Annotated in this window: 8 protein-coding genes; 1 reads left to right on the top strand and 7 read right to left on the bottom strand. The window is 75.2% G+C overall.

Annotation, left to right across the window (positions count from 1 at the left end; genetic code table 11):
• Nucleotides 1–72: 72 nt before the first annotated feature.
• The 5 genes from ABTY62_RS21145 to ABTY62_RS21125 all read right to left on the bottom strand — a co-directional run bounded on the left by ABTY62_RS21145 (nucleotide 73) and on the right by ABTY62_RS21125 (nucleotide 4,774).
• Nucleotides 73–354: a metal-sensitive transcriptional regulator gene (locus ABTY62_RS21145; protein WP_352130977.1), complete on the bottom strand. Its 282-nt coding sequence runs from the start codon at nucleotides 352–354 to the stop codon at nucleotides 73–75.
• A gap of 160 nt (nucleotides 355–514) precedes the next feature.
• Nucleotides 515–1,108 (bottom strand): GTP-binding protein, encoded by a 594-nt coding sequence (locus tag ABTY62_RS21140; protein ID WP_311726774.1) that lies wholly within the window; start codon nucleotides 1,106–1,108, stop codon nucleotides 515–517.
• The gene (locus tag ABTY62_RS21135; protein ID WP_311726775.1) at nucleotides 1,089–1,484 is read right to left on the bottom strand and encodes a DUF742 domain-containing protein; all 396 of its coding nucleotides are present in this window, start codon (nucleotides 1,482–1,484) and stop codon (nucleotides 1,089–1,091) included. The genes ABTY62_RS21140 and ABTY62_RS21135 overlap by 20 nt, the downstream gene beginning before the upstream one ends.
• Nucleotides 1,485–1,499: 15 nt before the next feature.
• Nucleotides 1,500–1,925: a roadblock/LC7 domain-containing protein gene (locus tag ABTY62_RS21130; protein ID WP_352130955.1), complete on the bottom strand. Its 426-nt coding sequence runs from the start codon at nucleotides 1,923–1,925 to the stop codon at nucleotides 1,500–1,502.
• Nucleotides 1,922–4,774 carry a sensor histidine kinase gene (locus ABTY62_RS21125; protein ID WP_352130954.1) on the bottom strand — a complete coding sequence of 951 codons (2,853 nt, stop codon included), beginning with the start codon at nucleotides 4,772–4,774 and terminating at the stop codon, nucleotides 1,922–1,924. The genes ABTY62_RS21130 and ABTY62_RS21125 overlap by 4 nt, the downstream gene beginning before the upstream one ends.
• Nucleotides 4,775–5,138: 364 nt before the next feature.
• On the opposite strand from ABTY62_RS21125, the gene ABTY62_RS21120 reads away from it, so the two are divergent.
• Complete coding sequence (locus ABTY62_RS21120) at nucleotides 5,139–5,558, top strand: hypothetical protein (RefSeq protein ID WP_352130953.1); 420 nt, start codon at nucleotides 5,139–5,141, stop codon at nucleotides 5,556–5,558.
• Nucleotides 5,559–5,743: 185 nt separating this feature from the next.
• Here ABTY62_RS21120 and ABTY62_RS21115 read toward each other — a convergent pair whose 3' ends face one another.
• Both ABTY62_RS21115 and ABTY62_RS21110 read right to left on the bottom strand, forming a co-directional pair.
• A complete protein-coding gene (locus ABTY62_RS21115; protein WP_352130952.1) occupies nucleotides 5,744–11,557 on the bottom strand; it encodes a hypothetical protein in 5,814 nt (1,937 codons plus the stop codon).
• A 76-nt stretch (nucleotides 11,558–11,633) separates the two neighbouring features.
• Nucleotides 11,634–12,548, bottom strand: a complete 915-nt coding sequence (locus ABTY62_RS21110; RefSeq protein ID WP_502997494.1) for a hypothetical protein — start codon at nucleotides 12,546–12,548, stop codon at nucleotides 11,634–11,636.
• Nucleotides 12,549–12,593: the final 45 nt, after the last annotated feature.

Here is a 12,593-nt window from a genome sequence, read left to right as displayed (position 1 = left end):
GTGCGGTGTCGGTCGGGTCTGTGCGGGTCGGTGCCGGGTCGTCGGTCGCGGGCCGCCGACCCGGGCCGCTCGTCAGGCCAGCGACAGGAACAGCTTCTCCAGCCGCACCCGGTTGCGCTCCCTGGTCTGCGTCCGGGCGCCGTTCTCGTCGGCGAGACAGTGCTGAAGACCGCTGGCGATGATCGCGAAACCCGCCCGGTCCAGCGCCCTGGACGCGGCCGCCAGCTGAGTGATCACCTCTTCGCAGTCCCGGCCGTCCTCGATCATCCTGACGACCCCGGCGATCTGCCCCTGGGCCCGGCGCAGCCGGTTCAGCACCGCGGTCAGCTCCTCGGCCGCCAGCTCCAGCTCCAGTTCCGGCTCCGGTTGCGGTTGCGGCTCCACAGCCACTCCTTCCAGATACCCGGCGGGCGACCTGCCCGGCCGGAGAAGTCCCGAGACACACCACGGCCCGCACCCCGGACGGCGGGGTACGGGCCGTATCGCCGACGCCGACCTGGCGGCGCGCGCCGGCCTAGCGCCTGGCCGCGGAGGCCATCATCGCGTGCTCGACGACCGAGATGAGCACTTCCTTGGCGGATTCCCGCTGCCGTGCGTCGCACAGGACGACCGGCGTGCCCGGGTCGAGGTCGAGCGCGTCGCGCACCGCCTCCTCCGGGTAGCGCTGGGCGCCCTCGAAGCAGTTGACGGCGACCGTGAAGGCGATGCCGCGCCGCTCGAAGTAGTCGACCGCGGCGAAGCAGTCCTCCAGCCGCCGGGTGTCGGCGAGGACGACGGCGCCGAGCGCGCCCGTCGCCAGCTCGTCCCACAGGAACCAGAAGCGGTCCTGTCCCGGGGTGCCGAACAGATAGAGCACCAGGTCCTCGCGGAGCGTGATGCGCCCGAAGTCCATGGCCACGGTGGTGGTCGTCTTGGCCTCCACCCCCGCGATGTCGTCGACCGGACGGCCCGCCTCGGTGAGCAGCTCCTCGGTGCGCAGCGGTTTGATCTCGCTCACCGCGCCCACCAGAGTCGTCTTGCCCGCGCCGAACCCGCCCGCCACCAGAATTTTCAGTGTGACCGGGTCGATGACGTGTGAGCGGCCCGGGTCAGAGTGCCCGTAGACCATTGATCACCTCGCGCAGAATCCTCTCGTCCGGCAGTTCCGCCGGAGGTACGGGCCGGGACACTCGGACGAGTGCGGCGTGCAGCAGGTCACCGATGAGCACTCGGACGACGCCGACCGGCAGGTCGAGTTCGGCCGCCAGCTCGGCGACGGACTGAGGGGAGTCCCGGCTCATCTCGACGATGTCGATGTGCTCCGGGGACAACGTCTGGTCGGCGACGGGCACCTGGCTCACGCTGTCGGCGACGACCACCGCGATGAGGTCGAGCTTTCCCTCGGCCGCACTGCGGGTGCGGCCCCGTGTCATCGCGTACGGCCGGACCACCGGTCCCGCCGCGTCGTCGATCCAGTGGGCAGTGCCTTCACCCTCTGCGGTCATCTCCCCCCTCCCCCGTCACCCGCCGGATCGCGGCGCGCTGCCCAGATGCACGCCCACCCGCTTGACCAGCAGCGTCATTTCGTATGCCACCTGTCCGACATCCGAGTCCGCGTCGGCGAGCACGGCCAGACAGCTGCCGTCGCCGGCGGCGGTGACGAACAGGAAGGCGTCGTCGAGCTCCACGATGGTCTGGCGGACCCGCCCGACGTCGAAGTGGCGGCCGACCCCCTTGGCGAGGGAGTGGAAGCCCGAGGCCACGGCCGCCAGGTGCTCGCCGTCCTCGCGGGACAGGTCGCGGGAGCCGCCGGTGGGCAGGCCGTCCCCGGAGAGCACCAGCGCCTTGCGGATGCTGCCGACGCGCCCGACCAGTTCATCGAGCAGCCAGTTCAGCTCGCCTGATCCCCTCGGCGAAGCGTTCCGTGCTGCGTGCGGTGCGGTCATCGACCGTCCCCCTCATATGTTGTTCCAGGTGCTCTGTCCGCCCTACCGCTGCCGTCGGACGTCTGGCGTCGGCCGCGCTGCCATCCCCGTTGGAGCGAGGCCATGGTGGCCCGCGCCTGCTCGGCGTCGCGTTCGGGGTCGGTCTCGGCAGGGTAGCGGTCCGCCTCGGTCTGCGGAGCGGGGTCGTTCTTCAACTGGGGTGCCAGGCTGGCCTGCCGCACCCGCTTGGGAAGGCCGGACGCCGACCGCTGGGCCGGCACGCCACGCGCCGGGCGGGCGGGCTCCCCGTTCCAGGCCGTCGGAGCCTGCTGTTCGGGGGTGGGGGCGGGGGCACCGGGTCGGCCCGCGTTCCAGGGGGAACCGCCCTGGCCGCCGCCACCGGACGGGCCCTGGCCCTCCGGGCGGCCCTGCCGCTGAGCCCAGGACGGCTGCCCGGCGCCCTGCGGCGGCCGCGCGTGCCGGCCGCCGCCCGAGGCGCCCTGCACCGGGCGGCCGTGGTCCGAGACCAGCACCGGCGGCACCCGGCGGGGCAGCGGCGCCGGGGCGCCCTCGTCCCGCATGGCCGGGGCGCCGTCCCGCGCCTGCTGGTGCTGCACCTCGGCGACCGGCTGATGCGGTTGATGCGGCTGATGCGGTACGGGACCGGTGGGCCGGGCGCCCGCGGGCGGCGGCTGCGACAGACCGCGGGCGCGGAAGATCGCGCCCACCTCGTCGTCGTCCTCGATGTCGCCCCCGTTCGCGACCGGCGCGAGCGGCGCGAGCGGCACGGCGGACGGCTCGAGCTCGACCGGTCCGTCGACGACCGACACCTTGCGGCCCGCCCGGTCGGAGAAGGCGACCGGCGCCGCGTCGACAGCCTGAAGCCTGCTGTCCGGGCCCATCCTGACGTCGGAGACGCCGCGCTCCCGGCTGCGCTCGTAGGAGTCCTCGGCCTCCTGGCCCTGCTCGCCGCTGTCGGTGAGCAGGGTCGAGGGGATGAGCACGATCGCGGTGGTGCCGCCGTACGGGGAGGGCTGGAGCGAGACCCGGACGCCCTGCCGCTGGGCCAGCCGGCTGACCACGAACAGGCCGAGCCGGTCGGTGTCGGACAGCTCGAAGTCCGGGGTCTCGGCGAGCCGCTGGTTGGCCTCCAGCAGGGCATCGGACGTCATGCCCAGGCCCCGGTCGTGGATCTCCAGCGTGAACCCCTTGGCCACCCGCTCGCCGTGCACCTGAACGGAGGTGTGCGGGGGCGAGAAGACGGTGGCGTTCTCCAGGAGCTCGGCGATGAGGTGGGTGAGGTCGCCGACCGCCGGGCCGTTGACCGCGAGCCGCGGCATGCGCCGGACCTCGATCCGCTCGTAGTCCTCGACCTCCGCGACCGCGGCGCGGACGACGTCCATCAGCTGGATCGGCTTGCGCCACTGCCGGGAGGGGGCCGCGCCGGAGAGGATGACCAGGCCCTCGGCGTGCCGTCGCATACGGGTGGTCATATGGTCCAGGCGGAACAGGTCGGCGAGCTCGTCCGTGTCCTCGGTGCGCCGCTCCATGGTGTCCAGCAGCGTCAGCTGGCGGTGCAGCAGCACCTGGCTGCGGCGCGCCAGGTTGACGAAGACGTCGGAGACGCCCTGGCGCAGCTCGGCCTGTTTGACCGCGGCCTCGACGGCGGCCCGCTGGAGGGTGTTGAGGGCCAGGCCGACCTGGCCCATCTCGTCCGGGCTGTAGTCGCGGCGGGGCGCCTCGGTGTCCACGTCGATCTGCTCGCCCGCGCCCAGACGGCGCATCACGTGGGGCAGCCGCACGCTGGACGCCTCCTGGGCATCCTTGCGCAGCTGGGACAGGTCGCGGATCAGGCTGCGGCCGATCCGGAACGAGACGAAGATCGAGACGATCAGGGCCAGCAGGCCCAGGATGCCGGCGGCGAAGGCCCGCAGCATGACGTCGTCGGCCACCGGGTCGATGCGCTGCTGGAGGCGGTCGGTGGCCTCCTTGCCCAGCCGGTCGTAGTCGTTGAGCACCGGCTGGGCGGCGACCTCCCAGTGCTCCTCGTCCAGGGCCTTGAGCGCGTCGGACGGCGTGGTCGAGGCCATCAGCTTGCCCTCGGCCAGGCGGAGGGCGGCGGGCGCGGACTTGGTGCGCCGGTAATCCGCGAAGATCTTCTGCTCCGAGGCGGGCAGGATCGGCAGGCTGGTCTCGTACAGCAGGTTCCGCTCGGCGATCAGGTCGGAGATCGCGTGCAGGTCCTCGGGCGTCATCTTGCGCGCCGTCAGCGCCGAGACGTACAGCGCGTCCTCGCGGGAGAGCGCCTCGCGGGCACGGATCATGGCGACCAGTGCGCGGCCCTGCTTGTCCAGGTCCGTGTCGGGCACGGCGTGCAGCGAACTGCGGAAGTTGTAGCAGAGGTCGACGAGTTTGTTGTAATACTCATATGTCGCCGCGCGGTTGATGCCGCGGTCCTCGACCTTTCGGCGCAGGGCGTCCAGGCCCTCGGTCGCCTTGAGGATGGCGGAGAGCTGGTCCTCCGACTCGTCGTTCATCATGTCGCGCACGCCGCCGTCCGTGGCGGCCTCGCGCAGGGTGCCCATGACCTCGTCGGTCTTGCGCTGGAGCGCGTGGAGGACGGGCAGCGCGTCGGCCTGGCGCGGATCGGCGAGCAGAATGAGGGTCTGGCGGCGCTCCTTCTGGATGGCGTGTACCGCATCCTCGGCCGGCTGACCGGCCTTGTCGATGATGTCGGAGGCGTCCAGCAGTCGAATCGCCTCACGAACGGTGATCACTGTAGCGAAGGCCCAGATTGCCGTCAGCGAGACAAGTGGCACCAGCAACAGCGCCACGATCTTCCGGCGGATCGATTTCCCGCGAAAGCGCATGGCCTCCCCAACGTCAACCCCGTTATACGGGGGCGGTGTTCGAGTTCCGACAACAAGCGGCGCGAGCCTACTACTGCCCGTTCTACAACTCGAAGGCATGTCCGCTAGATGCCGGGGCGGGCCCACCCGGACGCCATCACGAGTTGTCCGGTGATGCCTGACTTACCCCCCGCTTTCCGGCCCTCCACTATCGGCTTCGACGGACGAGAATGAGTCAACCCTTGGCCGGTTTTCCCCTCTCTGGGGGAACCTCCCAGCGCTGTTATTCGTGCACTGAGGGGGCACACTAAGGGGGAATACGACCCATGTCCCGCTTTTTGAATCCCGCAGGACCTGGGCAGCCGCTGAAAGGTGTAGGGGCTTCATGGACGCCATGGACAAGGATCGGGACATCCCGGAGCGCGCGGTGCGGCCGCTGTGGACCGAGGTACCGGCCCGAAGGCGCCGGCTGCCCGATCCGGTCCGTACAGCGGCGGTGCGGGCGGTCATCATCGTCGCGGTGACGTTGACGCAGGCGATGGTGGCGGTGCTGAGCACGCTGGCCGACTCATGGCTGGCGTTCCCCGCGGTGCTGACCACCGTGGCCAGCACGGTTCTGGCCACGTGGGGCGTGCTGGACGTATGGGTGACGCGGCAGGTGTGGAACCAGCGCTACGGGGTGGTGTCACGGCCCAGCAGCACCGCGCGGGAGCTGCGCCGGCAGCGCCGCCGGGCCCGGAAGGCGGAGCGGGTCGGCTCGCCGCGGGCCGCGGAGCGCCGGTCGGCGCGCGGCGCGGCGGCCTGACGGGGCCTCATGGGCCTCATGAGGCCTCATGGGTTTGGCGCCCGCCCCCGCTGGGCGGGCGCCGAACCATGTGCTGCCTTCTACCACGGCGCGGCCCGCTGCGACGCCGACCGCCACGACGCGGCTCGCCGCGGCGCAGCTTGCCGCGGCGCAGCTTGCCGCGGCGCCGTCTGCCGCGGCAGGGGCTACCCCCGGCCGGGACGCCCCGCCGGGGCGTCCGCCGGAGCCGGGGCCGAGGCCGGGGCGTCCGGGCGGCGGTACATCCGGGTCGCCGTGATCTGCCCGTGCACCTGGCCGTCCTCCGCGTCCCGCTCCGGCAGCCCGGGACGCAGATGCTCCTCGACGCTGATGTACTTCAGCCCCGCGCGCAGATCCGCGTCATTGCGCAACCGGATGACCAGCGGAAACTCGGCGAGCGCCGTCGTGTCGAACAGGCCCGTGGTGTAGAGCAGCTGGACGCCCAGCGCGTCCGCGACCGCCCGCTGGAGCTCCAGCAGATACGTCGCGTTGGCGCGCCCGATGGGGTTGTCGAGGAACAGCGTGCCCGCGTGGCGGTGCCGGTCCCGGCCCCGGTCGTTGCTGCGCAGCGCCGCCATCGTGCAGTACAGGGCGATGGCCGCGGTCAGCAGCTGGCCGCCGGAGAAGACGTCGCCCATCTGGCGGACCGGCACCCGCTCGGCGCGCAGCACCGCGTCCGGCTTGAGGATCTCGACGGCCACACCGCGCGGCTGGAGCGCGGCGTCCACGCCGCGCAGCAGCAGCGACATGCCGTCGCGGCGCAGGTCGGAGTTCTTCCGCACGGCGGAGCGGGTCGCCTCGTCGATGACCTCGCCGAGCCGCTCGGCGAGCATCGCCTGGTCCGGGTCCTCGAAGCGGATCCGCAGGAACTCCTGGCCCGACCACTCCCCGAGCCCTTCGGGGAGCCGGGAGAGCCGCTGGGCCGAGCGCAGGGTCGTCAGGGACGACTCGACCAGGCCGCGCAGCCGGTCCACGATGCTGTCCCGGTTGCGCTCCAGCTGGGCCAGCTCGTCGGTCAGGACGCGCAGCCGGGGCGCGAACGCCTCGGCCCACGCCGCGGCGTGCTCCGGCAGCGCGGCCGCGGGCAGCTCGCGGATCTGCTGCCGGGCGGGGGTGCGCACCTGCTCGTAGCGGGTCGCGTTGGCATGCCGTACGAGCACGTCGCTCGCCTCCCGGACGGCGGCCTCGGCCGCCGACAGGTCGCCCGCGCAGCCGCGCAGCGAGCGGCGGGTCTCGGCGGCCGCCTGCCGGGCCTCCGCGAGGCTCCCGGCGTACGCGTCGGGCTGCGCAGATGTTCCATCGGCCGCGTCCTGGTGGTCGCGGAGCAGGTCCCGTAGCAGCGCGGCGGTCTCCTCGAAGCCGCCCGTCGCGTCCTCGGCGGCGCGGTGGGCGCGCAGCAGCTCGCTGTGGGTGGTGCGGGCTGTCTCCAACGCGTCCGTACGGGTGCTGAGTTCGGCGTTGGCCGTCCGCAGCAGCTCCTTGGCCTGCTCGGCGTCCTGCGGGACCATCCCCTCCGGCAGCTCGGTGTGCGCGTCGCCGTCCGCGGGCGCCAGCCGCTCCGCCTCGCCGCGCAACCGGCCCAGCTGCTCGCTCGCCGCCGACGCGCGCGACTCCATCATGTGCACCAGCGACTCGGCGCGGGCCGCGGCGGCCTGGCGGGACGGGCCGTCCGCGCCGTCGGTGCTCTCCAGCAGCTGCGCGGCGCGGGTGCGGACCTTGTTGGTGAGCCGGTCCAGCGAGGCCAGCGCGGCGCTCTCGTCGCTCTCCGCACGGGCCTGCTCGGCGCGCAGGTCGGCGCCGACCCCGACCTTCTCGTACACCTGCGAGGCCGCGCGGTACGCCTCGCGGAGCGCGGGCAGCGAGGTGGTGGACGGGGTGCCGTCCGCCACGTCGTCGGGCGCGCCCGCGATCTCGGCGCGCTCGGCGCGCAGCGCGCGGGCGGTGCGGTGCGCGTCGTCGGCCGCGCGCTGGGCCGCGCGCCGGTCCTCGTCGGCCGCGCGCGCCCGGTCCACGCACGCGGCGGCCCGCTCCTCGTACTCCGCGGCCTCGTCGGCCAGTTCACGCAGCCTGGTCTGCCACGCGGCGCGCTCCCGCAGCCGGAACGCGAGCCCCGCCAGCGCGTCGGCCGCCCGGCGGGCCCGCTGCGCCGCCTCCTGCCGCTCGTCGCGCACCCGGGCCGTCTCGCCGGCCGCCTCGTCCGCCTCCACTCGCGCCGTACGGGCCTCCGCCAGCTCCCGCTGCGCCTCCTCGGCCGCCTCACGCCCCCGCTCGGCCACCTCCGCCAGCTCCGCGAGCCGCCCCGGCGGGCAGCCCGTACGCCACGACGACAGCCGCGCCGCCAGCGCCCGGTCCCCGGCCAGCCGAGCCGCCAGCCCCCGGATGTCCTCGTCCCGCGCGGTGGCCCGCGCCCGCAGCTCGCGCCGCTCGTCGTCGGCGGCCCGCTCGTCGTGCATCGCCGGGTTCGGCGGCACCAGGAACACCCCGCCGTCCTGCGCCCCGGGCGGCGGCGTCGGCGCGAGCAGCGCGGCCGCCGTCCCGACGGCCACGGCGGAGCGCGGCAGCAGCGACGCCGTGGCAAGCGCCTCGCGGGCGCGGACATGTGAGTCGGGGTCGGTGATGACCACCCCGTCGACCAGCTCCGGCCGAGCGGCCAGCACCGCGGCGTGATCGGTGGGGTCCACGGCCTGCGCCAGATACCGCCAGCCGGGCAGCGCGGGGATGCCGTGCTCGCCCAGGTACTCCACCGTCGCCAGCACATCAGGGCTGGGCGGCAGCAGCCCGCCGTCACCGAGCGCGGCCAGGATCCGCGAGTCGTCGGCCGCGGCCGTACGCAGGTCGAACAGCTGCCGCTCGGCGGACGCGACGCTCTCGTCGAGCAACTCCCGCAGCGCGTCGGCGCTCCGATCGAGCTCCTCGGCACTCAGCGGCCCCTCCCCCCGGACCCGCCCGGCGGCGCCACGAGCCACGCCCCCGGTCGAGCCACTGGCGCCGCCCGTCACACCCTCACCCCGCCGGGCCGAAGCCGCGGCCAGATTCCCCTCCCCGCGAGCCGTCGCGCCCCTGGCTCCGCCCGCCGCGCCGCCAGCCAGGCGTACGGCGCCGCCGGTCGGGACGTCGGTCGCGGGCACCACCGCGCCGGTGGCGCCATCGGCCCAGCCCGCCGCGTCGCCGGTCGCACGCTCGGCTCCGGGCGCCGCGCTGCCGGTCGCGTCCGCGCCTTGGCCGGGCGTGGTGCCCTCACCCCGACGGGCCGCGTCGCCGGTCGGGCCCGCTTCCCCGGGAGCCGTGTCACCCTTGGCTCCGCTCGTCGCGCCCTCACCCGGCCGGGCCGAAGCCGCGGCCAGATTCCCCTCCCCGCGAGCCGTCGCGCCCCTGGCTCCGCCCGCCGCGCCGCCAGCCGGGCGTACGGCGCCGCCGGTCGGGACGTCGGTCGCGGGCACGACCACGTCCGTCGCGCCATCGGCACGGCGCGCCGCGTCGCCGGTCGCGTCCGCACCTTGGCCTGGGGTGACGCCCTCATCGCCGGTCGAGCCGCCAGGCCCGGACACCGCCACGCCGGTTGCCCCATCGGCCCGGTGCGTCGCGCCGCCGGTCGGGCTCCCCTCGCCGCGAGCCGTCGCGCCCGTCGTGGCCTCGGCTCCGCTGTCCCCGTCGGCGGGCGCGTCCCCGGCCTGATGGGCCGTAGTGCCGGGCGCGCCCTCGGCCGGCGGAGCCCCCGCGTCCGCCGCGGGCCCGTCGACGGCGGCACCCAGCCCGGCCAAGCCGGGCTCGCCGTCGGCCGGGCCGTGACCGGCCGACGCGGCGTCATCCTGACGGGCCGTAGCGGCCGTTGCGCTCTCGTCGCTGTCGGACGTGGCGGGCCCGTCGTCGCTGAGTTCGGGGGACCAGCAGTCCTCGTCCGGGGCGGCCGGGTCGGCGGTGCCCGCGCTCTCTTCGGGGGCGTTCTCCGGCTCGTTCACCTGGGCGGAGACGCCGCCGGGCGGGCGGGCTTCGGCCGGTAGGGAGCGGGTGTGGCGCCCGGGGGCGGGCTGTTCCAGTTCGTCGACGCGCATCGTCACCCGCCCGGGCGAGCCGGCCTCGGCCGCCAGCGGCCGCCCGGCGCGGGGGGCCGGGACGGACGGGGTGGCCGGGGTGGCACCGGGGAGGCCGAGGAGTTCGACGAGGCGCTGTTCGGAGCCGAGGGACTCGGCCGCCCGCCGCTCCGCGTCGTACGCCGCCTCCGCCGCGCGGGACGCGTCGGCCGCGCGGGCGGCGGCCAGCTCCGTGCGGGACTGCTCGGCGGCGGCCGCCTGGGCGGTGTCCGCGGTGCGGCGGGCCGCCTCGCGGGCGACGTCCCAGGCGGCGACGGCGGTCTTCTCCGCGTCGCTGGCGGCGAGGGCGGCGCGGGCCGGATCGGCGTCGGGGGCGGAGTCGTCCAGCCAGCCGGCGCGGACCGCCTCGGCGGTCTCCTGCTCGACCTCGGCGAGCCGCTGCCGCAGGTGCTCGGTCTCGCTGCGGGCGCGCTGGGCGGCCGTGGCGGCGGCGGTGGCGTCGCGGTGGGCGGCCTCGCCCGTCTCCTGGAGGGCGGCGGAGCGCTCCTCCTCCTCGTTGGCCAGCCGCTCGCCGTCCTCGGCCGCCGCGTGCAGGGCGCGTACGAGGTCGGCGGCGGCCTTGGCTCGGGCGGCGAGCGCGGGGGCGGCGTCCCGCTCGGCCTCGCGGATCGCGGCGGCGACGCGCGCCGAGCGGTCGGCGGCGGCGCGGTGGCGCAGCACCGTCTCGGCGGCCTGCCACGCGGAGTGCAGGGTGCGGGCGTCGTTGACCTCGCGGCGCTGCGCGGCCGCGCCCTTCTCCGCGGCGGCCAGCGCCAACGAGGCGTGCCGGTAGGCGATTTCCGCGGCGACCAGGGAGCTGCGCCCGCGCGCCTCCTCCGCCTCGGTGACGGCGTGGGCCGCGGTGGCGACCTGCTGGGCGAGTTCGGCGGCGCGCTCGCGCTCCTCGGCGCCGCGCCCGGACAGCCGCCGGGCGAGCGTACGGGTGCGGCGCTCGGCGCCCGCGTGCACCCCGCGGGCCTGCTCGCGCCGCTCCCCCGCGTCCGCGATGCGCGACAGCAGATCCAGCGAACCGGCCGTGAAGTCGCGCTCGGCGGTCAGCTCCGCGCGGCGGCCCAGCTTGTGGGCGAAGCCGTGCACGAGGTCGGCGAGCCCGTCCGTGTCACGGGTGTCGGTGACGGCGCGCAGCAGCAGATCGGTGAAGTCGGAGTCGTTCTTGACGGCGAACAGGCCGGCGGCCTCGCCCTCGTCGGCGTTCATCTCCCGCTGGTAGCGGAAGAGTTCGGGGTCGAGCCCGAGCTCGCCGAGGTGCTCGTTCCAGCGCTCGTGGATCTCCACCCAGGTCACGTCGAGGTGCGGATAGGCCTTGTCCGCCTCGGTGATCGCGTCACGGAAGCCCTTCATGGTGCGGCGGCGGCCGCGGGCCGTGGAGCCGCCCTCGACGATGGGCCGCACCGCCGCGGACTCCGCGACGGGCAGGGAGTCGAGGCTCAGCCCCGGCCCGGGGCGGAAGGAGTACCACGCCTCGGCGAACTTCCGCGGGTCGTTGGACACCTGGCGGCCGCGCCACTCGCTGACCTTGCCGACGACGACGGTCTCGCCGGTGACGGTGTGCTGCCACTCCAGCGCGACATGCCCGCAGTCGTCGGCGAGCAGGAACTTGCGCAGCACGCCGGAGCTGGCGCCGCCCAGGGTGTTGCGGTGACCGGGGAGCATCACCGAGAAGATCAGCTTGAGCAGGACGGACTTGCCGCCGCCGTTCTCCAGGAAGAGCACGCCGGCGGGCGCGGGGCGGCGCGGCGGGCCGACGGGCTCCTCCTCGAAGAACTCCGCCTGGGTGGGGGCGGGGCTGGGCACCGGCTCGCCGACTCCGCGCAGGTCCAGGACGGTGTCGGCATAGCGCGCACCGGCCGGCCCGATGGAGTAGAGGCGGACCCGGGACAGCTCGTACATGGCGGCGGACTCTCGTTGTCGTGAAGGTGGTCGGTAGGTGCGGGTGGTTGGGTGGGGGCGGGGTGCCCAGGTCGGGTCAGGTGGCGTGGAAGGGCAGGCCCGCGTCGGCGGCCAGGTCCAGGTCGTCGCCTTCGTCCGGCGGCAGCAGGGTCGCGCCGCCGTCGCTCATGGGCACCACGCCCAGTTCGAGCAGCTCGGCCATGGCGGCGCTGCCCGCCATGTCGCGGACCTGGAGCTGGTAGCGGGCGGTGGTGCGGTACGCGCCTCCGGCGTCGTCCCCGGTGCGCTGGAGAAAGCCGGAGTCGACGAGGAAGGCGACGGCCTTGCCGACGATGCCGGTCGTCGAACCGGCCAGCCGCCGCGCGTCCTTGGTGGCGCCGGTGGCGCTGCGCCGCGCGTACACCCGCCAGGCCGCCTCCAGGCCGGGGGCGTCGGTGGTCGGGTCGGTGTTCTCCCCCTGCTCCTCGGCCCGCTCCTCCAGGCGGCGGCAGGCCTGTCGTACGAAGGCGTCGATGCCGTTGACCGTGACGCGCCCGATGTAGCCGTCGTCGGCGAGGTCCTCGGGGCGGGGGAAGGCCATGGCGGCGACGACGAGATGGGCGAGGCCGTGCAGGAAGCGGTCGGCGGAGTCGGTCGAGGCGCGGCGGGCGTAGTCGCCCATGCGGACGGCGAAGACGGAGTCCTCGGCGGCGGCCAGGGCCATCCCGGCCCGGGTGGAGACCTCGAGCACGATCAGCCCGAGGCCGGCGGCCACCGCGTCGGCCAGCCGCGCGAACGCCGGGTCGTCGCGGTGGCGGCGCAGCAGCTCGGCGTACTCGACGTCACGGGCGGGCAGCAGCTTGGGCTGGAGCCCGAAGGCGACCAGACGCGCGGCGTCGGCCGCGTCGGCGGGGGTGAGGGGTGCGCCCGCCGCCGCGCCCGCACCACCACCTGACGCGCTCGCTGCCCCCGGGGCGCCCGGGGCGCCCGGGGCGCCCGGGGCCGACGGCATCAGGTCAGGCTGGGCGGCGTCTGCGGGGTCGTACTCGGTCACGGG

Source organism: Streptomyces sp. NPDC097640 (assembly GCF_040302705.1).
Classification (GTDB): Bacteria; Actinomycetota; Actinomycetes; order Streptomycetales; family Streptomycetaceae; genus Streptomyces.
The sequence above is the reverse complement of the archived record's forward strand: the minus strand, read 5'-3'. Positions and strand labels throughout refer to the sequence as shown.